Source organism: Bacillus cereus group sp. MYBK79-1 (assembly GCF_051915365.1).
Classification (GTDB): domain Bacteria; phylum Bacillota; class Bacilli; order Bacillales; family Bacillaceae_G; genus Bacillus_A.
The window spans coordinates 1-24,253 of record NZ_JBQAEO010000020.1 but is presented as its reverse complement, the minus strand read 5'-3'; the positions used below and the strand labels follow the sequence as shown (position 1 = coordinate 24,253).

Here is a 24,253-nt window from a genome sequence, read left to right as displayed (position 1 = left end):
CCTTTTCTTTTATTTTCCCTTTTAGTATAACAAATAAAGGGTATTCAGGTAAAAATGGGGATGATTATATTTTTTTACTACTTAATATGACTCCGCTTACTACATATAAGATAGATGCAATATAAAAAATGGTGCCAATCGTAAAGAAATCTACTAAATATCCCGTTGCAATAATTGCTACTGCTCCTCCAATCGATGTCCACACATGATATTTCCCAATCTCATAACCAGCATTTTCTTGCACAACTTTTCGTGCTAACGATGTCTTCTCCGTATTACGCTGCACAGCCCCTAAAATACCCATTAAAATTTGAAGAATGTATACATGCCATACTTCTGTTGCAATAGGAAAACAAAGCATTAATATAGCCATAGACCAGGCGTATATAATTAATAACTTTCTATCACCTACTCGATCGGACACCTTTCCTACTACCGGATATACAAGTGCTGAAGTTAAAGCAAATAAGCCATACGCCCAGCCAAATTGCGAGAAACTATTCCCAACGTTTCGAAGCAATAGTATATAAAAAGGAAATACCATACTTCCTGCCATCATAATTATGCTTTGTGAGGCTACAAATCTTCTATATGTCATTTCGTATACTCCCTATAAAATAAATTCACAAATCTCTCTTTTGGATCCGCCTCTTTTTTCTTCTGAAGAAATTCTTCTATACGAGGGTATGCTATCTTTAACTGCTCCTTCGTTGGATAAGAATAGTACGGTAAATAATAGCTACCATTATGTTTTAAAGTAACATCAATCATTTTCTGAATGACATCTTCTGTTTTCTTTATCTCACTCTCTGAGCGACCCTGGTTAATTAAAAGAACCAGCGCAAACATATCATCTTTCGCATAGGATAAAACTGCATTTTCATTCTTTTCCACATAACGAATCGTAATATTGAGCAAATTAAACTCTTCTTCATTTAATACGTTACGTAAATCATCTATGTATTCCGTGAAGAAATCTATAGGCACAAAGTATTCTTGTAACACTTCTGTTCTATTCGGATTTTCATATTCCATAAAGGCACTATCTGACCTCATAACATTATTTCGCGTCTCATACGTTCCATCTGTACGTTCAAAATAACCTCTTTGTATATCCCAAAATGTATTCTTTCCCCAATCGCTATAACGAGATAATCCGAGTAAAAATTTTGGCGCAGCTATAATATTTTCTTCTTTTAATTTACTGTACTCTCTCAACTTCTGCTGATCTTTTGCTAATACATAATCTGTCACATACATTTCTTTTAAAAATGAATGTGGGGCAACAGAAATACGCGCTAAATGCATACGTATATCCTCATCCCTTCGCACTTTATTCTTAAAATATGAAGAGTATTCCTTATAATCTAGTACCTTCGTATGCGTTTCATACAATTCATCGTTTGTTAACTTTAGCGTCACATCTAAAATGACACCAAATAACCCATAACCGCCAATGACATAGGAAAATAAATCGGCATTCTCTTCTCTACTTACATTGCGTACAGCGCCATCTGCCATTAGTAGTCGAAATGATTCGACTGTATCAATCAATGCTTCATGACGAATATCACGCCCATGTACATTTACACTTAATGAACCACCAACAGTAAAAATATTTTGAGATTGCATCACTTGAACCGCAAGACCATATGGATTGATTTTCTTTTGAATGTCATTCCATGTGACACCACTTTGCACCCTAATCCTCTTCTTCTCCGGATCAAATTCTAATATTTTATTATACCCCTTCATATCGAGCATCGTGCCGTTCGGATAATACGTCTGTCCTCCTTGGCTATGTTGCATACCTGCAATGGAAATTTTCTCTCCAGAAGCATTTGCATCTTGCACTAACTGTTTTAATGAACTTTCATCCTCAGCATTTTCAACACGTTTAATTTTCGTTGGAAGCAACTTTCCTACATCGCTCATAATAGGATGCTCCAGTTGCTCCTTGTATGTATATATAGAAGTCGCAAGTAACACTATATACGCTACAATGACAACTACTATCTTTCTTTTTTTCAAATGACACTCTCCTCTTCTATAATTCTTTCTCTTCATATTGTACCTATTTTCTTAAAAAGAAAGTATGAATAAAAAAGAGAGAAACCTTATTTTAGGCCCCTCTCTCATCAAAACTATCATTTTGCTGCTGGCAATTGTATCGGGTCAAACTTTTCATACGACGTATATTTTGCGTTCGTAATAATGTGTGCTTTATCCCCACCATTACCACCACTCATAATCATGTCTATCTTTGCTGATTCATATTTAAAATCTTTTGTAATGATATATTCTGCATCCACTTCTTCTATCTTCGCATTTTGTGCTTGTAACATTTTCTTCTGCGTTTCATCCATGCTAGTTAACATACTTTCTGTTTCTTGCCCTTTTAATGTAAATTTCAGTTTATATTTATCTCCGCTTTTCTCCATCTTCATTTTATCTAAAACTACTTCCGGTACTTCTAATTTATCTATAATATCTTGAGTCGCTTTCATTCCACCAGCGTTTAATTGCTCCTCTGGTACGGTTATAACTTCTCCTGTATTAGGGTTTTTCACCTCACCAGCAACTTTACCATCCACAGTATACACTACAACATCTGTACCAGAAATATTCATTTCAGAACGAGAATTCTTTGTCTTTGGCTCTAATTGCATCTTAGCCTTTAATATATCCATCTCTGTTCCTTCAGCTTTTACCCCTACATCATATGTCATCGTTACATGTTCTTCATTTTTAAAAGCGTCATTCGTTTTCTTGAAAACATCCTTCGCTGCTAATTCTTTTTCTTTCTGCACGGCTTCTTTTTTCGGTTCATCAGTCTTTGTTGTTTTCTCGTTACTACACCCTGCACCTAGACTGATTGCAAACACTAAACTTGAAATAAAAATAAATCTTTTCATAATGTCGCCCCCTTTCCAAAAATAATATCACCTCTTTTCCTATGAAATCTATATAATTTTTAATCTTTATTCGCTATATAGCGACATGTTTGATAAAGAGTTTAAATATGATGTAAATAACAACAACTCATTTCAGGAGGTCATTATGAAGGCGATCATTTGCACACGGTATGGACCACCTAACGTTCTCCAGCTTCAAAATATAGAGAAACCTACACCTAAAAAGAACGAAGTATTAATTAAAATTCACGCAACAAGTGTAACAACTGGAGATTGTAGAATGCGCGGCTTTAATAGCCCCCTTTTATTTTGGATTCCTATGCGGATTATATTAGGTTTTAAAAAACCAAGAAAACCTATACTCGGCGTGGAGCTAGCTGGTGAAATCGAAGAAATAGGAACAGATGTAACTCAATTTGAAAAAGGAGACCAAGTTTTTGCATTAACAGAGCTTAATGTCGGTGGTTATGCCGAGTACACATGCGTACATGAAAGTGGACTAATAACATTAAAACCTACCAATGTGACGTATGAAGAAGCGGCAGTTATTCCTTTTGGTGGAACTTCAGCATTGCATTTCCTGAGAAAGGGCCGTATAAAAAAAGGGCAACAAGTACTTATATATGGCGCATCTGGTTCAGTAGGAACAGCTGCTGTACAACTTGCTAAATATTTCGGTGCGACCGTTACGGCTGTTTGTAGTAATTCAAATCTCGAACTCGTTCAATCTTTAGGAGCTGATAAAGTAATTGATTATACGAAAGAAGATTTTACTAAGCGGTGCGAGCGCTACGATATTATATTTGATGCAGTTGGGAAGTATAAAAAATCCCTTTGTACAAATACATTAACACCCCATGGTAAATATGTATCTGTGAATGGAATGATGGCAAAGGTAAGTAAAGACGATATGATTCTATTAAAGAAACTAGTCGAAACGGAAAAACTAAAGCCCGTTATTGATAGAACTTACCGATTAGAAGAAATTGCTGAAGCCCATATATATGTGGAAAAGGGACATAAGAAGGGGAATGTTTCGATTACCTTAAAATAAAATATATTCAGAAAATAACATTGACAATTCTTTTTGTAAGATTTACTATTAGTACCATATTTAAAAACTACATACACATACTCTTATCAAGAGTGGCGGAGGGACTGGCCCGATGATGCCCGGCAACCGAGCTTATGACGTATAAGCTAAGGTGCTAATTCCTGCAAAACGAGTTTTCGTTTTGGAAGATAAGAGAGGAACCTATCTTGTCTATTCGGCACCTCTCTTATTTTTGAGAGGTGCTTTTTATTTTGGAACGTATATGAAGGGGGAATTATAGATGAAAAAAGTATTATTAAGCATTGTAAGTGGAGCAGTATTATTGTTAGGTGCATGTGGTGCTAATTCTGATAAAGAGGTAAAAGCATTAGATGATAAAAAGATTACTGTCGGCGTAACGGGTGGACCGCATGAACAAATTTTTGAAAAGGTAAAAGAAGTAGCAGCGAAAGAAGGTCTCGAAATTGATGTAAAAGTATTTAATGATTATGTAGCACCAAACGTATCTTTAGATGAAAAAAGCCTCGATGTAAATAGCTATCAAACGAAATCATATTTAGACGTATTTAAAGCGGAACGCAATATGAAATTAACAGAAGTATTTTCAACAGTGACATTCCCTATGGGCGTATATTCTAAAAGCTTAAAAGATGTAAAAGACTTAAAAGAGGGCGATGCGATTGCTGTGCCAAATGATCCAACGAATGAACTTCGAGCTTTAAAGCTATTTGAAAAAGCAGGAGTTTTAAAAGTAGATCCAAAGGCGACAGAAAAAGCGACTGCGAAAGATGTAATTGAAAATCCAAAAAACTTAAAGATTGTTGAATTAGAGGCATCTCAATTACCGACACAACTAAGTGAAGTGAAAGCAGCTGCAATTAATACAAACTTTGCATTAGGTGCAAAATTAAGCCCTGCGAAAGATTCTATCTTCCGTGAAGGAAAAGATTCACCATATGTGAACTGGGTCGTTGTTCGTACTGAAAATAAAGATGATGCTGTTGTAAATAAATTAAAGAAAGCGTATCAATCTAAAGAAATAAAAGAATTTATCGAGAAAAAATTTGATGGTTCTGTTTTACCGTCTTGGTAGGAGCTGACGATAATGATTGAATTAAAAAATGTATCCAAAGTATTCACAACAAAACAAGGGAATGTAGAAGCTCTTAAACCTACTTCCCTTCAGGTAAAAAAGGGCGAAGTATTTGGAATCATTGGATATAGCGGTGCTGGTAAAAGTACATTAATTCGATGTGTAAATTTATTAGAAAAACCAACGACAGGAAATATCATTGTAAACGACCAAGACTTAACAACTTTATCAGCAAAAGGACTCGCAAAAGCGAGACAAAAAATCGGGATGATTTTTCAAGGATTTAATTTACTTAAAACCGTTACAGTTTATGAAAATATCGCATTACCGTTACGTCTATCTGGTCTTCCCAAAAATGAAATTGAAAAAAGGGTAGAAAAGTATTTACGTATTGTCGATCTTTTTAATCGAAAAGATGCCTATCCGAGTGAACTTTCTGGTGGTCAGAAACAACGTGTTGCCATTGCACGTGCACTATCACATGAACCAGAAGTGTTATTAAGTGACGAAGCAACGAGCGCTTTAGACCCAGAAACAACGGAATCTATTCTTGATCTATTATTAAAGATTAACGAAGAAATCGGGATTACAATTTTATTAATTACACATGAAATGAATGTCATCCAGCGTATATGTGACCGAGTTGCTGTTATGGAATATGGAGCAGTAGTCGAAAGCGGGACTGTAAAGGATATCTTCACAAACCCACAACATGTAACAACGAAGAAATTCGTAAATAGTGCATTTGCAGCGAAGATTCCAGAAGACGTACAGAAAGAGCTACAAAGAACCGGAGAAATCGTAACACTTTCATTTATAGGAAACTCTTCTGGCGAACCAGCGTTAGCTATCGCTACAAAACGTTTTCAAGTGTATCCGAATATTTTATCCGGTAATATTACACAGTTAAAACATGAAGCATATGGGAAACTGATCATTCATATGCAAGGTGAAAAAACTGAAGTAGCCCGTGCTTTATCATTTTTACAAGATCAAGGGATCATCGTAGAAGGAGGTAGAACAGATTATGGGAAACAAGTCCTTTTTGGATGAATGGGGTAAAGTCATATGGGAAGCAACCATTCAAACATTTCAAATGACATCTATTTCACTATTCATCTCTATCCTTATTGCGCTACCACTTGGTGTCACACTTGTTTTAACGAGACCTGGTGGACAGCACGAAAATAAAATCATTTATCCAATTCTTAATACAATTATTAATATCATTCGCTCTCTTCCATTTATCATTCTATTATTCTTCATTTTACCTTTTACAAAGTTTCTAATGGGAACATCCATTGGCGTGCAAGGTGTTATCGTACCGCTTGTCGTATTCACAGCTCCTTATATCGCCCGATTAATGGAGACAGCTTTATTAGAAGTGGATCGTGGTGTTATTGAAGCTTACCAAGCAATGGGAGTTTCTACTATAAAAATTATTTGGCACGTTATGGTGAAAGAAGCTCGTCCCTCCCTTGTACTTGGCTTAACAATTGCAACAATCGGCCTAATTGGTGCAACAGCAATGGCTGGACTTGTAGGTGCTGGCGGTCTTGGTGATTTAGCATATCGATTCGGACATTTACGCTACGAACCTGAAGTCATGTATGCAACCGTCTTTATTTTAATTATCCTCGTTCAAGGGCTACAGTCTTTAGGCAACGGTGTTGCACGAAGATTGAAGAAAGATTAAAAAAGAAGGTATCTCACCAGGGTGAGATACCTTCTTTTTACCTTTTAAATCCACCTTCAGAATGAATAACTTGTCCCGTAATCCACTCTGCTTCTTCACTTACTAAAAACTTAATAAGTCTTGCTGCATCCTTTGGCTCACCAATTCTACCAAAAGGAAACATCGGCTTTAATCCTTGCTTTATCTCCTCGGTCATCCATCCTGTACTAGTTGGACCTGGATTAATTGCATTCACTGTTATTCCTAGATGAGCTACCTCAGCTGACAACGTACTAGTAAGAGCATCAATAGCTCCCTTCGTTGTTGCATACGCTAATTCTCCTGCCATAGGCCCTTTAAATTGTCCCGATGTCATATTCACAATTCTACCACCAGATTTCTTATCAAACCCTTGGGCAAATTGACTACTTAACAACGTAGTCGCACGAACATTTACCATGTAATGCTTATCTAATTCTTCAGCAGTCAAATTAGAGAAATCATTATTCGTAGAATACGCTGCATTATTAATTACTATATGAGGGTACCCTAATTGTTCAGTAACTTTATTTATAAGCTCTTTCGGTGCATCACTCTGAGTTAAATCTAACTCCATACTCGATACTTTCACACCGCTTTTTAGTAACTCTTCTTTTAATTGTATTTGTTCACTTTGATCAACGCCCCAAGGCATCTCTTTATCGTACGCTGTCCAATACGTAAAAAATATGTCGTATCCTGCTTCAGCTAATTCTTTACAAATCGCTGCACCTATACCATCTAGACGACTTACACCTGTAACAACTGCTATTTTATTTTTTAAGTGATTCATCATATACTCCTCCAGGTTTAAAGGACGCATACTTTATATAAGAGATATGAATTTCCCTACACATTATCCTTACAAAAGGGATGTACAAGCCAAATATGCAGTCCTTGCATGATTTACAGATAGCTAAATAAACCCTCACTTATGAGAGAAAAATTTATCTATCTAGTTTCTAATCATTATAAGCTCATCCACATATTAAGTCCTTGTCCCCTTTCCATATATCTCTATTTCTATCATACCAATATGATGTAATATTTCAAATAATAAAAAAATAAAACTCAATATTCCATGCCAACCTTCTACTAATTTTAATATATTACAATAACTAAATAATTAAAATAATTAGAAAATCACTGGTAAATACTGGCTTTATTTTTTATAATAAACTGTGGGGCTAATGTGAGAGTTATAAACGGTCTGATTATACAGACTCAACTAGTTTTAAACAAATAGGGGGAAAAAACATGTCAAAAAAGTTACTTTCTTTATTTTCTACAGTAATCGTAGCAGCGTTTGTAATAACTGGCTGTGGTCAAAGCGATACGACAAATAAAGAACAAAAAGAAAATACAACAAAAGAAAGCAAAACAGAAAAAACGGATACAACGAAAGAAAATAAACCTGAAGAAAAAAAATCCGAAGATAAAAAAAATGACGATAAAAAGCCTGAAAATACAGCTACTAGCTCAAGCGATTACTCTAAGCTGATTTCCTATATGGAAAAAGAAACAGGTGGTAAAACAAAAGTTCTTTTTGAAAATAAGGAACCACAAGTGTATAAAGCTGAAGATGTTTCAGTATCAATGAATAGCTATACATTAGTTGAATTAAATGGATTCCATACAAACTTCGACATCCCGTTTAACCGTCAAACAGAGGGCGGAGTTATTCTTGTGAACTACAGTGTAAAAAATAGTTCAGCTAAAGATATTTATTATATGCCAGCATTGGACATGTCATTTACTGGTGCGCAGAAAGCATATAGTAACTATAAAGATTTAATTCCAAAAGAAGATCAGCTACCAACTAAGCTCGCTCCAACGAATGATTACTTAGTAAAAGCAGGAGAAACTATTTCTGGTTATATCGCTTATCCATTCGGAAAAGATGATCTAGCCAAAATTTCAAGTCTCTCAACAGTCTCAGTCACAGTCCCAACTGCACAAGCTAATAAAGGAAAATTTGATGCTCCAATCGGAAGCCCTGGAAGCTTTTCATTAAGTTTAAACAAGCAAGGCGCTGAAAAGGTTGCAACAAATAACACTTTCTACCAAGATAAAGCTACAGCCAATAACATGGGCGATAAAAAAATGTTAAAAGAGAAATCAAGTATTAATAACAGCCAAGAATTAGGCTCTGTTAACGTTACATTAGACGGATACCAATTCACTCAATTTACACCAAATTCCGTCGAATCTCCACGCTTTGCAAATTTTAAAAACGGTCTTGTTCTGTTAACAGTAAAATTCAAGCTTGACAACAAAGATGCTCAAGACGTTTCACTATCTCCTATAAGCTCTACCTTAAGAGTAAATGATGGTACACAATATACGATTAATGAAGGTATGCTACTAAATTACGACTATAATGCTGCAGTTAAAACTGGAACATCTGGAGAGTTACTACAAGTCTATATATTAGATCAAGAGCAGTATGAAAAGATTTGGAAAGACAAAAGCTTTGAGATTGAGTTAGGACCTATGAGAAATAAAGAAGCTAAAGATATTTCACAAGGTAAAAAAGCTAAATTTGCATTACCGAAATAGATTACTAAATATATAATAGAAAAGGCATATAACATAGGATTGTTATATGCCTTTTCTATTTGTATAAAGGACAAAATTTTAATTTAAATGTATACATTTATCATTACCTATCCGTTGTATAAGTGTAGGGAGGAAAAGTGATGGGAAAAGAAAATATATTGACCTCCTATCTTATCAATTTAGGAGAGGAAGTGTTCAAACTACTACTAGCGAAAGGGGCTATAAAAGAAGATGCAGAAGACATCATCCAAAATACCTTCTATAAAGTATACACATTGCTAGATGATCTAACCGAGCGCAACATACGTCCATGGTTTTTCAGAGTCGCATTAAACGAATACATTGACTTGAAGAGAAAAAAGGAGCAACAAAACATCTATTTAACTGAAGAGATTTATTCAAAATTACAATATACAGACCGAGAACTGGATGCTGTTTTAAATAAATATGAGATTTTCTATCTATTAAAAGATATAAAACTAGAATATAAAGAAGCCTTCTTTTTAAAGTACTACTACAATTTTTCATATGAGGAAATCGCCCTAATACTAGATATTCAAGTAAACAGCGTTAAACAAAAATTACATCGCGCACGTAAAGCCATTCATTCAAAAATAGGAGGAAAATATTAATGGATACTTCTTTAAAAGGTGCATTAAAAAAAGCTAAAAGGAAACAGTTACTTAAAATCATCATTACTTCTATTATCGTTGTAATCATGCTTATCCCTATAATTTATAAAGTTGGCAATTACTTTGCAGCGAAAAGCTCTACGAAGCTTCATGAACGACTCTTTTTACATAACGCTATTGCAGAACCAAATGTACAAATTGATTCTCAAGTAACGAGTAATTCATCCATGTTTGGCGGCAATATTATATCAAATCGTTCTAAAAACATTAATGGTTATGTAGTCCCGTGGAATACATTAACAAGCTCCTATGGTTGGCTCCGTATCAATATCGATTCCAATGAATTAACGCCTGGTTTTTATTGGTCCGATACAGAGTTCTATGAGTACGATAAACAAACAAAGAAAAAATTTGCAACATTTTATAATCCCGCTATTAAAGAATATTTTGATGGTGTCCAAAATGAATTAGGGGAAGTTTCACAAATGAACAACTATGTTGCCGAAGTTGCTATCTCCTTCAACCAGCCCTACACACTACAAGAAATTAAAGAAAAAATTCCAGACAACTTAAACATTGTATGGCTATATATGATCTCACCAATTAGAGATGAAAGCAAAGGACCTGCTGGTATGCCCGTTTATGGATTTAATCCAGATAAGTCCCCTAAAGAAGCGTACAAAGAGTTCGTTGATTCACTTAACCAATACGATGACGATGGACATGACGAAACTATCCAGAAGTTTTTAAAATTAAACAAGGGCAAACCATTTGAACAAGTGAAAATTTCAGGTGTTATGCTAACAGGAAAAACAGAAAACTTTAAGGCATTAGAAAAACAAGACTTTATCCGCGGTGCTTCTGTAGGGGTTACTGCACAAGTTGTTCCTTATATAAAACCAGAGAAATAATAAGGAAAAGACAAGCTAAACTAATAGTAGCTAGTTAAAAGAACATACATGAAGGGAGCTACCTATTTTAGTGGAGAGCTCCCTTCATGTATTATTCACCCTCCAAACAATACATTTCCAAATACTTTATGTACAAATGAAAAATCACAATCTTTGTTCACACTTTATCCATTGTGAATCTTTTCACAATGGATATATAATAAACATGTAAATAACATATTGGAGGGATTTCAATGGTTATCAATTTTTTAAGAACTGATAAACGTGCTGCTTTCATATTATTATTTTTACGATTTTACATAGGATATGCATGGCTCGCTGCTGGGATAGGTAAAGTTTTCGGACAATCTTTTGATGCAAGTGGTTTTCTAAAGGGCGCTATTGCTCAGGCATCAGGTGACCACCCTGCCGTACAAACTTGGTGGGCAGATTTCCTTCAACACTTTGTTCTTCCAAACGCAGACCTATTTAGCTTTTTAGTTCAATGGGGAGAAATTTTAGTAGGTCTAGGTTTAATTTTAGGCGGATTAACAAAAACTGCTGCATTCTTTGGAATTATAATGAATCTTTCATTTTTACTAAGTGGAACTGTTAGTGTAAACCCAAATTTACTTATTTTAACTATGTTCATTTTAGTTGCAGGTCATAATGCTGGACGTATTGGATTAGATGGCTATGTTTTCCCTAAACTTTTCCGTAAAAACAACCATGAAGCATATAAATTAAGTAAAACTGCGTAGTAACAGTTTACTTTTAAAATATAAATAAGAAAAAGAGCCTACGTATAGGCTCTTTTTCTTATTTACTCCAAATTTAAACTCTTAACGAACCGCGAAATCCTCTAGCAGCATAGTATGAATCTGCTCCATTGTGGTACACAAAAACGTGTCCGAAGCGATAATCGCAAAATAGAGCACCTCCGAGTTCTCTAATATCTGAAGGCGTTTGTACCCAGCTTGATGATTTCATATCGAAATCCCCAAGCTGTTGCAACTCTCGATATTGTTCTTCCGTTAATAATTCAATACCCATAGCATTTGCTACATCAATAACGTTATTTTCTGGTTTATGTTTTTTTCTTGACTCTAACGCTTCAAGATCATAACAAAAACTTCTGCGACCTTTAGGACTCTCCTTTGAACAATCATAGAAAGTATACTCGTCCTTCTCTTCATCATAACCAACAACATCCGGCTCACCGCCAGTTACTTCCATTTCATGAATTGACCATAATTTTTCATTATTAGTAGCTAGCTTTGCTTCAACTTTAGCCCATTCAAGACCTTCATGGCGATTCATGTTTTTCTCAAAACGAGCTTGTAATACTTTTAATAGTTCTTCACGTTGTTCTACAGATAACTCATTTTTATTCGCTGTCATATTAGTCCTCCGAATTACGTTTCCTTATAATCATAATGGTTTGCATACAGTTTACAACAATCTGACCCGATTGCACAACGGAAAATCCCTGTACGAATATTCATTATATAGTACGAAAGCCCTCCATACTTTCTCCAAGAATATAGTGGGAAAACCACATCAAGTTCTGCTTCATAATAGCTACATTCATTCCTGGCTGATCAGAACTATATGCCATTCCTTTAAATATAATTAATTCTGTATCAACTTCCATATCTCTTAATCCTTCATATAGCTCATATGCATTTGTAATTGGAATTCTTACATCCTTTTCCCCATGTTGAATTAACGTAGGCGTACAGGCTGATTTAATATATGTCATTGGTGATGTTTTCTTATATATATCCGGATCATTCCATGGAGTATTTCCTAAATACATGCTAATAAAGTAAGGGATATCTGTATTTACATAATGGGTACCCCAGTTCGTAATTCCGCCCCCAACTGAAATAGCTTTAAATCTACTGCTAAATGTAGAACAAAAAGCTGATATATATCCTCCGTTACTCCATCCCATAACTCCTACTCTCTCTTTATCTACCATCCCTTTTTCAACTAGTGCATCCACTCCAGATATAATATCATCATAATCAACAAATCCTTGTTTTCTATAGTTTGCTTGTAAAAATTCATTACCATAACCAGAACTTCCTCTATAGTTTGGCTCTAAAACGATAAAGCCTTTTTCGATAAACTGTTCAATCGGATATTTCTCATTAAAACAGTCTGAAAATATCGGAAAGGACGCCCAATTCGGACCACCATGGATTACTACTAATAAGGGATATTTTTTATTTGCCTCAAACTCTACTGGGGTTGATAAAACACCTTCTATTTCAAGACCATCACTACTTCTCCATGAGATGATTTCCCTGTTACTTTTAAGCTTGCCTTCGAAAAAGCTATTTTCATTCGTTATTTTTTTATCATCCAAATAGATTTCAAAGGTTTCATTTGTTATAGCCTTAGTATATGTTATATGATTGCCATCCCTTGTTATAGAGGCATCCATTATAAACCCATCTACTATTTCGCTTAACATTTCTACAGTGCCATCCTCACACAGCAAGCCAATACGGTAATTCGTTTTATCCTGCCATCTAATTAAAATTCCTTTAGCTGTCCACTGTAATGGCATAACCGTACTATCAAAATTTGTTAAAGGTTGAATTATTTCTCCAGTATTCAGATCATATATCTCTACTGTACTATCTTGTATATGATTTCTATAGTAATCCTTCTCTCTTATGCTTGCTGCGTAACATATTTTATCGCCCTCGGGAGAAAAGCAGACGCTCCCTCCTAACAACTTATCCATATTCATTTTCCGTATTTCTCCAACTTCAACATCTAATATGTAGAGATCACCATTCATATAATCGTTTAAGTTTGGCGTAGCCATACATACAACCTTTTTCCCATCATTTGAAATATCAAAGTTATGTATATAAAACTCCTTACCATCCGTTAGTTGATAAACACCATTAATCTCACGTTCCTCTTTATCATTTTGTATCACTTTTTCTATCTCAATGTAGTATAAACAATTATTCCGATGTTCCTTACCTACATGGTGGAAATCTCCATATCGTTCCTTATACTTCTTTATTTCCTCACATTCTTTTGACTGTGCAACATAATAAAAACCTTTACCAGTAGGCTCCCATTTGAATGTATTAACTCCATCCTTCTCATTTGTAATTTGAACCTCACTACCACCGTCTATTGATTTAACAAAGATCTGATTTGTATTAGCTCCGTCACTGCCTGGGCTAAGGTATGCAATAGTCTTAGAATCTGGAGACCATAATGGATGTGTACTATCTATATCCCCATTTGTTAGTGGATAACTCTGTCCTTTATCTTTCTCATATATCCATACATGATTTCTATACGTATTGTCGTCCCAGTTAGCTGTCTTTTTTACAAATGCTACGTTTTTTCCATCATCACTTATGTTTGCACTTGATAAGGCCGGTAATGAAATAATCTCTTCTATACTTAAATATGTTTTTGCTTTCACTTTCATATAATAAGCCCCCCTTGTAATGTCCATGAATCTATCGTCTCTTCTTGTCGTAATAAAGGAAATTGTTCACGAATACTTAAAATGATAACAGAAAATTCAGATAAATAAAAGTGAATCTGATAAAGTAAAAATTTAATCTATAGGGTTCTATCCACTTACCAATTTTCGATGTTCTTTTTCGGCATAAAAATACCCCTTTAGATAACATATCTAAAGGGGTACGAATTCGTAAATTAATTTTAAGGCTATATTTATTAACCTACCAATCTCCTACTCAACCGTAACAGACTTAGCTAAGTTACGTGGCTTATCAACGTCACACTCGCGGTGAAGTGCTGCGTAGTATGAGATAAGTTGGAATGGAATAACTGCTACTAGCGGTGCTAGTGCTTCGTGTACAGCTGGTAATACGAAGCTGTCACCTTCCATTTCTAAGCCTTTCATTGAGATGATACATGGGTTAGCTCCGCGTGCTACTACTTCTTTCACGTTACCACGAATTCCAAGGTTTACATGCTCTTGTGTAGCAAGTGCGATAACTGGTGTACCATTTTCGATTAAGGCGATTGTACCGTGTTTTAATTCTCCTCCAGCAAATCCTTCTGCTTGGATGTAAGAGATTTCTTTTAACTTTAACGCACCTTCTAATCCTACGTAGAAGTCTACGCTACGTCCGATAAAGAAACAGTTACGAGTTGTTGCTAAAAATTGTTTTGCTAATGCGTCCATTTCTTCTTTTTGATCACAAAGTTCTATCATTGCATTTGCTACAAGTCCTAATTCGTGTGTTAAATCGAAATCAAGAACTTCGCCCTTCGCTTTAGCAATGTCCGCAGCTAAAATTGAAAGTACTGCAAGCTGTGCTGTGTAAGCTTTCGTTGATGCAACTGCGATTTCTGGTCCCGCGTATAACGGAAGTGTATAATCAGCTTCACGAGAAAGCGTAGAACCAGGTACGTTTGTAATCGTTAATGCTTTATGACCCATTTCATTCGTTTGTACAAGTACTGCACGGCTATCAGCTGTTTCACCACTTTGTGAAATGTAAATGAAGAATGGTCTTTCTGTTAATAATGGCATGTTATAAGAGAATTCACTTGCTACATGCACTTCAACTGGCATTTTTGCAAACTTCTCGATAAATTGTTTTCCAACAAGACCTGCGTGATAACTTGTTCCACATGCAATGATGTAAACACGATCGCTAGCTAAAATCGCATTGCGGATATCTTGATCTAATTCAATCTCACCATTTTCATCTTGATACTTTTGAATTATATTACGGATTACAAGTGGTTGCTCATCGATTTCTTTAAGCATGAAATGAGGGTATGTTCCTTTTTCAATATCACTTGCGTCTAATTCCGCTGTAAACGGTGCACGTTCAATCGTTTCACCTTGTAAGTTTTTAATTGTAATACTTTCTTTCGTTACAATTACAATTTCTTTATCCATTAATTCAATAAATTGATCTGTAACTTGTAACATCGCCATAGCGTCGCTAGCCACAACATTAAAGTTGTCACCAACACCTACTAATAGCGGGCTTTTGTTTTTAGCAACATAAATCATGTTTGGATTTTCAGCATCAAGTAATCCGATTGCATAAGAGCCATGTAAAAGAGATAGCGTATTACGGAACGCTTCTTCTACACTTAGTCCTGTGCTCACTTGTTGTTCCATAAGCTGTACGATAATCTCTGTATCAGTTTCACTTACGAACGTTACATCTTGTAAATATTCTTTTTTCACTAATTCATAGTTTTCAATTACACCGTTATGAACTAGTGTAAAGCGTTTTGATGTACTTTGATGCGGATGCGCGTTTACTTTGCTTGGAACACCATGTGTAGCCCAGCGTGTGTGACCGATTCCCACGCTTGCTGCTACGTTCTCATCTACGATTTCGCGAAGTTTTGCAATACGACCTTTCTCTTTGTATACAACAACACCGTTCTCTGTTTGTACTGCAATACCTGCTGAATCATATCCACGATATTCTAGCTTTTCTAAACCTTTTAATAAAATTTCCTTTGCATCTTGCTCTCCAATAAATCCTACGATTCCACACATGTTTAGTCGCCGTTACAAATGCTTACATTGCTCTGCGAACATGTAACGACATAGTCCGATACCATTTTTATTTATACTAAAAAACGGATTACATATTGCTAGCCCTGTAAGCTTGTAACGGCTTTCACCTTCCTCTCGATTGGGTTTAAGTCCGTATATACTTATACAGCTAGTTTGTATCCGTTCCTTTTCTCTCATCACACTCTCACCTTTGTCCACTAAGTCACCTTAATGATTTAAGTAAAAGCTTGCGGTTATGATGAACAACCGGGAGTCATCCGCCGAAATCTCGATAAACCCCACCTCGTCAACTACACTGCTTGTAGTTCTGGCGCTTCTATACTTTACAATATTTCCTTTGAGAAAAAGAACAAGACCATCTTATAACAAACATAGATAAACCGTCAATGAAATTTTTTTCATCGTCTATAAAACATATGAAAAAGGAGCACTTCTTGTGCTCCTTTTCAATAAATTTATTGAATTATTCAGCGCCAACTTCGGCTTTCACAACTTCTACAATGCGATGTACATATGCATCACAAACTTCTTGTGTTGGTGCTTCTGCCATTACACGAATAAGTGGTTCTGTTCCAGATGGACGAACAAGAATGCGGCCATCACCGTTCATTTCTTCCTCTACAACACGAATAATTTCTTTAATTTTTTCATTTTCTAATGCTAGTTTTTTATCTGTTACACGAACGTTTACTAGTAATTGTGGGAATTTTGTCATCTCACCTGCAAGCTCAGATAATGGTTTTTTCGTCATTTTCATGATGTTTACCAGTTGAAGTGCACTTAACATTCCATCACCAGTTGTAATGTAATCAAGTAAGATAATGTGACCTGATTGTTCTCCGCCCAGGTTATATCCACCACGCTTCATCTCTTCCATTACGTAGCGATCACCAACTGCTGTTTTATCACTTGTAATACTGTTAGCTTCAAGTGCTTTGTAGAAACCTAAGTTACTCATAACCGTTGAAACAACTGTATTGTGCTTCAGTTGACCAGTTTCTTTCATGTATTTCGCACAAATAAACATAATTTGATCGCCATCAACGATGTTTCCTTTTTCATCTACAGCGATTAAACGGTCACCGTCACCATCAAAAGCAAGACCGATATCAGCACCTTTTTCTTTTACTAATTCCGCTAATACTTCTGGATGTGTAGAACCTACTCCATCGTTAATATTCATACCGTTTGGTGAAGTTCCCATTGTTGAAATATCAGCTTCTAAATCAGCAAATAAATACGGAGCTAACGAAGACGTAGCACCATGCGCGCAATCTAAAGCGATATGTAAACCAGAGAAGTCTTCCTCTACAGTTTGTTTAATGTATTGTAAATATTTTTGTCCGCCTTCAAAATAATCACTCACTTGTCCAAGGTTAGTACCTGTCGGACGTGGTAATTCATCAACTTCTTTATCTAATAAAGCTTCGATTTCTGCTTCTTGCTCATCTGTTAATTTAAAACCGTCTGAACCGAAGAATTTAATTCCGTTATCTTGTACTGGATTATGAGATGCAGAAATCATAACACCTGCTTGTGCATCTAACGCTTTTGTTAAATAAGCAACACCCGGTGTAGAAATAACACCAAGACGCATTACTTCTGCTCCAGTTGATAATAGACCTGCTACTAAAGCTCCTTCTAACATATGTCCTGATATACGTGTGTCACGGCCGATAATTACTTTTGGACGATCTGTATCTTTTGTTAATACATAACCACCAAAACGTCCAATTTTGAACGCTAATTCAGGTGTTAACTCCTGGTTCGCAACCCCACGTACTCCATCTGTACCAAAATATTTACCCATTATGATTCGCTCCTTTTTCTGGCTCTTTTTGATTATCTACTGTTGGCTCTTGACTAGTTTCTTTTTCTTTATCTTTATTTTGTTCTTGTTCCTTTTCCGGGTCAGGCTTAGGTTCAGGTTCAGGATTTTTTGGTTTTTCAGTTTGATTATCTTGGTTATGATTTGAATCTGTTTTTTCACCGTCACCTTGTACTTCTTTATCTGGACTTTCTTTCTCCACAATTGTGACCTTAGCACTTTTTTGCTTTGGTTCTATTGAAATATTACTAGGACCGCTCACTTGAATGGAAACATCCTTTGTTCCCGGAGATACATTTTGCAGATTAATGGCTGCTGTTATTTGAGCTGCTGTTATTTTATCTACTATACTTGTTTCTCCTGAAATATCAACGCTTATCTTCCCATCTTGCGGCGAAAGTAGCTGGACCGTAACATCTTTAGAAAGTCCATTTTTTTGAATCGATATACCATCAATCGTTCTTGTTTTCGTTTGTTTTGTTTTTTGTACGCCTACTGAAACCTTCACTTGATTCGGTTTTGCACTTGTTACACCCTTTGGCAATAAAACAGAGGTATCGAATGTTGTAGACTCTGTCAATTGACTAAGATCTACTTCGACCCCCCCTATCGATTGTATATTATCCAATACATCTTTTGGACCTGCTATCGTTACTTCTCGCGGCTCAACGCTAATATTTGTAACGGCCAATCCTTCTGCTAAATTCCCCTTTTTCGTATACGTTACAGGAACAGTTTTTTCAGTATTATTGGCTGTAGTTTGCGTTGCCACATTCAACGTTACACTAATCTTAGATGGACTTGTTCTTACATTTAAACGTTTTCCTTCTTTATTGTATAATGTAACTTCGGGCGTTTTTGTAACAGTTTTATTAACACCCTTTAAATCAACATACGCTTTGGCAGCTGAAATGCTTTCAATTTCTTCTTTCGTCCCAACTACCTCAACAGTATCCGGTTTAAGGCTTGATTTTTCGAGAGTAGCCCCCGCTGGCATCTGATCCTCATTTGATAATTTCAAATCTACATGAACATATTTTCTCGCCTTTTCATGAAGAGTAACTTTAATTGTTGATGGCTGAACTGTTCCTTTCACATCATCTGGAAGCCCGTTCGTTTTTAAAGAAATCTCATAAGTTCCTTTTGGACTATCTCGCAAATCAATCGGTATGTCAAATTGTTTTTTTGCTTTTGCTGTAGCAACTGATGCTTTTGGGCCTTCTAACTTCACCTTAACGCCCTCTGCTGGAATACCACTTACAATATATTTCTCCTCATCATACTTAAGATTAATCTCATAATTAGTTAATGTTTCTTTCGTATCATTTGCAAAAGGTAATATACCTGATGTCGTATTTTTTTCAGTTAACGTCGCTGACATAAAAAGCATACACGCCAATAGTAATGAGATACCCTTTAAAAACCAATGATTCTCCATTAACTTATCCATGACGCTTTCTCCTCCAATTCCATAAAGACGAAGAAGTCGTTTTTTCGTTTCCACTAAATTCAGCTAATAACATATCCTTCAGCTGTTCTGTCTTCAAATCACGATGCAACTTACCATTTTTCGTTAAAGAAATTTGACCAGTTTCTTCAGACACAACTACTGTAATACTATCAGTAACTTCACTAACTCCCATTGCAGCACGATGTCTAGTTCCTAATTCTTTAGAAATAAACGGACTTTCTGATAATGGAAGATAGCATGCTGCTGCTTTAATGGTACTTCCTTGCATAATGACCGCTCCATCGTGAAGAGGTGTATTAGGAATGAAAATATTAATGAGTAATTCCGATGATACGTTTGCATTTAGCGGAATACCTGTTTCCACATAATCAACCATACCGGTCTCTTTTGACAAAGTAATTAATGCACCAATTCTACGTTTCCCCATATATTCCGTTGCTTTTGCTATCGCTGTTGCAACCATTTCAGACTCATCATCCTCATGGGTTCCAGTACGTGAAAATAAGCTCCCACGTCCTAGCTGCTCAAGTGCTCTTCGCAATTCTGGCTGAAAGATAATAATAACGGCTAAAAATCCCCACGTTAATACTTGTTCAGTTAGCCAAGATAGCGTATGCAATTCAAGGAAAATACTAATCATCTTAACGACAATGATAACTGTAATCCCTTTTAAAAGTTGAACAGCTTTCGTCCCTCGGATTATAAGAATTAGCTTATATATAATAAACCATACAATGGCAATATCTAATGCCGTACTAAGATATTTCAAAATGGTCGTATCTTCAAAAGGCATGCTATCCCTTCCTCCTACTTACGAGCAATTCTATCCATATATTGAAATATTGTTTTATGCTCTATCTGTATGTATTTCCAACAACTAGTTAATTATACCATACATGAAACAAACGACAATTACAAACAACCCCCTTTACCTCAAATTGGTAAGATGTCAAACATTTTTATCTTACAGTATAATATAAATCATTATTATACGCCTATTTTCAAATAAAAAAAGCAACTTCTCAGTTGCTTTTCTTACATTTATTTTAGTTTTTCACCGAATAAAGAACCCATTAAAGCAACTGCTGTTGTTGCCGTTCTATTTCGCTCATCTAAAATCGTATTTACCTCAACAAACTCAGCAGATGTAACAATATCAGCTTCTGCTAACATTTCCATTGCTAAATGGCTTTCACGATAAGATAAACCACCAATTACAGGTGTTCCAACTCCTGGTGCATCATGAGGATCAAGACCATCTAAATCTAATGATAAATGCACACCATCAGTATGAGATAAATACGCGATTGTTTCTTCCATAACAGCCGTCATACCCATACGATCAATCTCGTGCATTGAGAATACTTTAATGCCTTCATTGCGAATAAAGTCTTTTTCCCCTTCATCTAATGCACGTGCACCGATAATTACAACGTTCTCTTTTTTCACCTTTGGATATGCCCCGTATAAATCTACAAGCGCGGGATGTCCATATCCTAAACTTGCAGCAAGTGACATACCATGAATATTTCCAGATGGTGAAGTTTCTTCTGTATTTAAATCACCATGTGCATCATACCAAATAACACCTAAGTTTTTATAATGTTTCGCAACACCAGCTAATGTACCAATAGCGATACTATGGTCGCCACCTAATACAAGTGGAAAACGTCCTTCTTCTATAATATGATCTACCTTACTTGCTAATTCGTTACATACAGTTGCAACTTGTGTAAGGTTTCTTAAGCTTGTATTTACATCTACTTCTTTTTCTCTCTCTATACATATATCTCCCATATCTTTAACGTCATATCCAATTTCTTCAATTCTTTCAATTACGCCTGCATAACGGATTGCGCTTGGCCCCATATCTACCCCGCGACGCATCTGTCCTAAATCCATTGGAACTCCAATAACTGAGATTTCTTTTTTCATAGATAGTATCCCCCTTTTGTGCCTTCACTAAATATTTTAAATCTTTTATATAGTCTGACTCAACTCGACATTTTTCTGTATGGATATACAAATTATTCACTTATATCCGCTTTAAAATCCAAATGTTAAGACTATTCTATGTATAAAGTTAACTTGATGAAACAACTAACATCATTATTATTAAATAATAATAAAAAACACTCCTACATTTAGAAGTGTTTTTCTGATGCAATTTTCCACACTGCTGCAATATTCTTTGCTGTCATTTCAACATTCTCTTCTGCTACTTTATATGCCTCTTCTAACGTCATCGGACTCGCTGTAATACTAAACACTGCATCAATTCCTTTTTCATGAACAGCCGGATAATTCGGAGATACAGATCCTCCAATAGCAATGACAGGAATACGAAAATGCTTTGCACGCTCCGCAACACCTACAGGGGCCTTTCCATATGCTGTTTGTTCATCTATTCTCCCTTCACCAGTTATAATTAAGTCTGCACCTTCTATATGCTTATCAAAGTTTGTATAATCTAATACAATTTCAATTCCTCTCCGCAAGTTTCCTTTTAACACTGCAATAACAGCTGCTCCCATACCTCCTGCGGCTCCTGCGCCAGGTATTTTAGATACGTCGCAAGATAAGTATTGTTTAAGGATATTCGCATAATGCTTTAAATTCTTATCCAGCTCTTCCATCATCTCTGCATTCGCACCCTTTTGCTTCCCAAATACGAAAGATGCTCCCCTTATTCCAACTAACGGATTATCTACATCACATGCTGCTTCTATCTTTATATGCGTTAAGCGTGAATCCATTCGCGAAAAGTCAATAGCGACAATCGAACGTAACGTCCCTCCAGATGGCTCTATTACTTCCCCTTTTCCATTTATAAACCTGACCCCTAAAGCTGACAACATACCTGCTCCGCCATCATTTGTAGCACTTCCGCCAAGTCCTAAAATAATGTGCTCAGCTCCTTCGTCTAGCGCATGTAGTATAAGTTCTCCTGTTCCTTTCGTCGTTGTAATAAGTGGGTTTCGCTTTTTAACCGGAACATGTTGTAATCCTGATGCTGCTGCCATTTCAATAAACGCTGTCTTTTTATCTTTAGACATACCGTAAAAGGCTTGTACACGTTCTCCGAGCGGTCCTGTCACATGAAGGGGTATCATTCTTCCATCTGTAGCATCCACAAGTGAATCAACCGTTCCTTCACCTCCATCTCCAATTGGTATTTTTACGTACTCTGCTTTAGGAAAAATTGCTCCAAATCCTCTTTCAATAGCTTCACATACTTTTATAGCTTTTAAGCTTTCTTTATATGAATCAGATGCAATAACAACTTTCACAATTATCACCCATCCTTTATTTTTACATTTTCTTCATTTTAAACGACAAGTATGAAAGTTGTCTTTTTAAATACAAAAAAAGCTTACATCATATGATGTAAGCTTTTTTATTTAGATGGAGCCTAGCGGGATCGAACCGCTGACCTCCTGCGTGCAAGGCAGGCGCTCTCCCAGCTGAGCTAAGGCCCCTTAGTAATAAAGCGGAAGACGGGATTCGAACCCGCGACCCCAACCTTGGCAAGGTTGTATTCTACCACTGAACTACTTCCGCGAAAATGGTGAGCCATGAAGGATTCGAACCTTCGACCCTCTGATTAAAAGTCAGATGCTCTACCAACTGAGCTAATGGCTCGTAAATGGCTGGGCTAGCTGGATTCGAACCAGCGCATGACGGAGTCAAAGTCCGTTGCCTTACCGCTTGGCTATAGCCCATTAATATTTACTAGTATGGTTATCTTTTCAAAAAAATAAACCCTCTCAGGTTATTTTAAAGAAAATGGTGGAGGGGGGCAGATTCGAACTGCCGAACCCGAAGGAGCGGATTTACAGTCCGCCGCGTTTAGCCACTTCGCTACCCCTCCGACATTTAAAATATATATGGTGGAGGATGACGGGATCGAACCGCCGACCCCCTGCTTGTAAGGCAGGTGCTCTCCCAGCTGAGCTAATCCTCCAAAAGTGGTGACCCGTACGGGATTCGAACCCGTGTTACCGCCGTGAAAGGGCGGTGTCTTAACCACTTGACCAACGGGCCAAAAATTTAAAACTTTTTCCAAGCTTCCAACCGGGCTTGAACCGGTGACCTCTTCCTTACCATGGAAGTACTCTACCAGCTGAGCTATGGAAGCATAATGGCTCCGCAGGTAGGAATCGAACCTACGACCGATCGGTTAACAGCCGATAGCTCTACCGCTGAGCTACTGCGGAATAATACAAGCCTGGCAACGTCCTACTCTCACAGGGACAAGGTCCCAACTACCATCGGCGCTAGAGAGCTTAACTTCCGTGTTCGGTATGGGAACGGGTGTGACCTCTCTGCCATCATTACCAGACTTTTATCATTATACACATTCTTTTCAGAATGTCAAAAGGAATTTTAATATATATTCCTTCAAAACTAGATAACATTGCTACATATTATATGGTTAAGTCCTCGATCTATTAGTATTCGTCAGCTCCACATGTCACCATGCTTCCACCTCGAACCTATCAACCTGATCATCTTTCAGGGATCTTACTAGCTT

The 24,253-nt window shown here is 36.4% G+C and carries 21 protein-coding genes, 9 tRNA genes, 2 rRNA genes and 1 riboswitch; of the genes, 8 read left to right on the top strand and 24 right to left on the bottom strand.

Going from position 1 to position 24,253, the window contains the following annotated elements; translation table 11 throughout:
• Positions 1-64: 64 nt before the first annotated feature.
• From ACTFOB_RS23095 to ACTFOB_RS23085, 3 genes are all read right to left on the bottom strand, one after another.
• Complete coding sequence (locus ACTFOB_RS23095) at positions 65-598, bottom strand: MFS transporter (protein WP_440029301.1); 534 nt, start codon at positions 596-598, stop codon at positions 65-67.
• On the bottom strand, positions 595-2,031 hold the full coding sequence (locus ACTFOB_RS23090) for an FAD-binding oxidoreductase (protein ID WP_440029303.1): 1,437 nt from the start codon (positions 2,029-2,031) through the stop codon (positions 595-597). The genes ACTFOB_RS23095 and ACTFOB_RS23090 overlap by 4 nt, the downstream gene beginning before the upstream one ends.
• Positions 2,032-2,147: 116 nt before the next feature.
• The gene (locus tag ACTFOB_RS23085) at positions 2,148-2,915 is read right to left on the bottom strand and encodes a hypothetical protein (protein WP_440029305.1); all 768 of its coding nucleotides are present in this window, start codon (positions 2,913-2,915) and stop codon (positions 2,148-2,150) included.
• Positions 2,916-3,060: 145 nt separating this feature from the next.
• Here ACTFOB_RS23085 and ACTFOB_RS23080 point away from each other — a divergent pair, with 145 nt between their 5' ends.
• The 4 genes from ACTFOB_RS23080 to ACTFOB_RS23065 all read left to right on the top strand — a co-directional run bounded on the left by ACTFOB_RS23080 (position 3,061) and on the right by ACTFOB_RS23065 (position 6,758).
• Entirely contained in the window at positions 3,061-3,969 is a 909-nt protein-coding gene (locus ACTFOB_RS23080) for an NAD(P)-dependent alcohol dehydrogenase (RefSeq protein WP_440029306.1), read from the top strand.
• An 80-nt stretch (positions 3,970-4,049) separates the two neighbouring features.
• Positions 4,050-4,164, top strand: a riboswitch (SAM riboswitch).
• A gap of 85 nt (positions 4,165-4,249) precedes the next feature.
• A complete protein-coding gene (locus tag ACTFOB_RS23075; RefSeq protein ID WP_440029308.1) occupies positions 4,250-5,062 on the top strand; it encodes a MetQ/NlpA family ABC transporter substrate-binding protein in 813 nt (270 codons plus the stop codon).
• Positions 5,063-5,074: 12 nt separating this feature from the next.
• Entirely contained in the window at positions 5,075-6,115 is a 1,041-nt protein-coding gene (locus ACTFOB_RS23070) for a methionine ABC transporter ATP-binding protein (RefSeq protein WP_440029309.1), read from the top strand.
• Positions 6,090-6,758 (top strand): methionine ABC transporter permease, encoded by a 669-nt coding sequence (locus tag ACTFOB_RS23065; protein WP_000527137.1) that lies wholly within the window; start codon positions 6,090-6,092, stop codon positions 6,756-6,758. The genes ACTFOB_RS23070 and ACTFOB_RS23065 overlap by 26 nt, the downstream gene beginning before the upstream one ends.
• Before the next feature lie 37 nt (positions 6,759-6,795).
• Here ACTFOB_RS23065 and ACTFOB_RS23060 read toward each other — a convergent pair whose 3' ends face one another.
• Positions 6,796-7,572: an SDR family oxidoreductase gene (locus ACTFOB_RS23060; RefSeq protein ID WP_440029311.1), complete on the bottom strand. Its 777-nt coding sequence runs from the start codon at positions 7,570-7,572 to the stop codon at positions 6,796-6,798.
• A 461-nt stretch (positions 7,573-8,033) separates the two neighbouring features.
• On the opposite strand from ACTFOB_RS23060, the gene ACTFOB_RS23055 reads away from it, so the two are divergent.
• The 4 genes from ACTFOB_RS23055 to ACTFOB_RS23040 all read left to right on the top strand — a co-directional run bounded on the left by ACTFOB_RS23055 (position 8,034) and on the right by ACTFOB_RS23040 (position 11,618).
• Positions 8,034-9,335, top strand: a complete 1,302-nt coding sequence (locus ACTFOB_RS23055; RefSeq protein WP_440029312.1) for a DUF5068 domain-containing protein — start codon at positions 8,034-8,036, stop codon at positions 9,333-9,335.
• A gap of 140 nt (positions 9,336-9,475) precedes the next feature.
• Positions 9,476-9,967, top strand: coding sequence for an RNA polymerase sigma factor (locus ACTFOB_RS23050; protein ID WP_440029314.1), 492 nt, complete (start codon positions 9,476-9,478; stop codon positions 9,965-9,967).
• A complete protein-coding gene (locus tag ACTFOB_RS23045; protein WP_440029316.1) occupies positions 9,967-10,878 on the top strand; it encodes a sigma factor regulator N-terminal domain-containing protein in 912 nt (303 codons plus the stop codon). The genes ACTFOB_RS23050 and ACTFOB_RS23045 overlap by 1 nt, the downstream gene beginning before the upstream one ends.
• 233 nt (positions 10,879-11,111) lie before the next feature.
• The gene (locus ACTFOB_RS23040) at positions 11,112-11,618 is read left to right on the top strand and encodes a DoxX family membrane protein (protein WP_151635430.1); all 507 of its coding nucleotides are present in this window, start codon (positions 11,112-11,114) and stop codon (positions 11,616-11,618) included.
• 73 nt (positions 11,619-11,691) lie between these two features.
• Here ACTFOB_RS23040 and ACTFOB_RS23035 read toward each other — a convergent pair whose 3' ends face one another.
• The 20 genes from ACTFOB_RS23035 to ACTFOB_RS22940 form a co-directional block, all read right to left on the bottom strand.
• On the bottom strand, positions 11,692-12,258 hold the full coding sequence (locus ACTFOB_RS23035) for a DUF4256 domain-containing protein (RefSeq protein WP_151635428.1): 567 nt from the start codon (positions 12,256-12,258) through the stop codon (positions 11,692-11,694).
• Positions 12,259-12,361: 103 nt separating this feature from the next.
• The gene (locus tag ACTFOB_RS23030) at positions 12,362-14,326 is read right to left on the bottom strand and encodes a S9 family peptidase (RefSeq protein ID WP_440029317.1); all 1,965 of its coding nucleotides are present in this window, start codon (positions 14,324-14,326) and stop codon (positions 12,362-12,364) included.
• Positions 14,327-14,596: 270 nt separating this feature from the next.
• Entirely contained in the window at positions 14,597-16,399 is a 1,803-nt protein-coding gene (glmS, locus tag ACTFOB_RS23025; protein ID WP_440029319.1) for a glutamine--fructose-6-phosphate transaminase (isomerizing), read from the bottom strand.
• 12 nt (positions 16,400-16,411) lie between these two features.
• A complete protein-coding gene (locus ACTFOB_RS23020; RefSeq protein WP_001208183.1) occupies positions 16,412-16,597 on the bottom strand; it encodes a hypothetical protein in 186 nt (61 codons plus the stop codon).
• 286 nt (positions 16,598-16,883) lie between these two features.
• Positions 16,884-18,230 (bottom strand): phosphoglucosamine mutase, encoded by a 1,347-nt coding sequence (gene glmM / locus ACTFOB_RS23015; RefSeq protein ID WP_440029321.1) that lies wholly within the window; start codon positions 18,228-18,230, stop codon positions 16,884-16,886.
• Positions 18,223-19,698 (bottom strand): CdaR family protein, encoded by a 1,476-nt coding sequence (locus tag ACTFOB_RS23010; RefSeq protein ID WP_440029323.1) that lies wholly within the window; start codon positions 19,696-19,698, stop codon positions 18,223-18,225. The genes glmM and ACTFOB_RS23010 overlap by 8 nt, the downstream gene beginning before the upstream one ends.
• Complete coding sequence (cdaA, locus tag ACTFOB_RS23005) at positions 19,691-20,512, bottom strand: diadenylate cyclase CdaA (RefSeq protein ID WP_440029325.1); 822 nt, start codon at positions 20,510-20,512, stop codon at positions 19,691-19,693. The genes ACTFOB_RS23010 and cdaA overlap by 8 nt, the downstream gene beginning before the upstream one ends.
• A 248-nt stretch (positions 20,513-20,760) precedes the next feature.
• Complete coding sequence (gene rocF / locus ACTFOB_RS23000) at positions 20,761-21,654, bottom strand: arginase (protein WP_000711567.1); 894 nt, start codon at positions 21,652-21,654, stop codon at positions 20,761-20,763.
• Positions 21,655-21,863: 209 nt separating this feature from the next.
• Positions 21,864-23,009, bottom strand: coding sequence for a glycerate kinase (locus ACTFOB_RS22995; protein WP_440029327.1), 1,146 nt, complete (start codon positions 23,007-23,009; stop codon positions 21,864-21,866).
• Between the two features lie 116 nt (positions 23,010-23,125).
• A tRNA-Ala gene (locus tag ACTFOB_RS22990) sits at positions 23,126-23,198 on the bottom strand.
• Between the two features lie 10 nt (positions 23,199-23,208).
• Positions 23,209-23,280: transfer RNA gene (locus ACTFOB_RS22985), tRNA-Gly, on the bottom strand.
• A gap of 5 nt (positions 23,281-23,285) precedes the next feature.
• Positions 23,286-23,361, bottom strand: a tRNA-Lys gene (locus ACTFOB_RS22980).
• Positions 23,362-23,366: 5 nt separating this feature from the next.
• Positions 23,367-23,441 (bottom strand) — tRNA-Gln (locus ACTFOB_RS22975).
• A gap of 65 nt (positions 23,442-23,506) precedes the next feature.
• A tRNA-Tyr gene (locus ACTFOB_RS22970) sits at positions 23,507-23,590 on the bottom strand.
• 17 nt (positions 23,591-23,607) lie between these two features.
• Positions 23,608-23,683, bottom strand: a tRNA-Val gene (locus ACTFOB_RS22965).
• Positions 23,684-23,688: 5 nt separating this feature from the next.
• Positions 23,689-23,763: transfer RNA gene (locus ACTFOB_RS22960), tRNA-Glu, on the bottom strand.
• 21 nt (positions 23,764-23,784) lie between these two features.
• Positions 23,785-23,857: transfer RNA gene (locus ACTFOB_RS22955), tRNA-Thr, on the bottom strand.
• Between the two features lie 4 nt (positions 23,858-23,861).
• Positions 23,862-23,936 (bottom strand) — tRNA-Asn (locus ACTFOB_RS22950).
• A 9-nt stretch (positions 23,937-23,945) separates the two neighbouring features.
• Positions 23,946-24,061, bottom strand: a 5S ribosomal RNA gene (gene rrf, locus ACTFOB_RS22945).
• A gap of 89 nt (positions 24,062-24,150) precedes the next feature.
• Positions 24,151-24,253, bottom strand: a 23S ribosomal RNA gene (locus ACTFOB_RS22940); the annotation flags it as partial.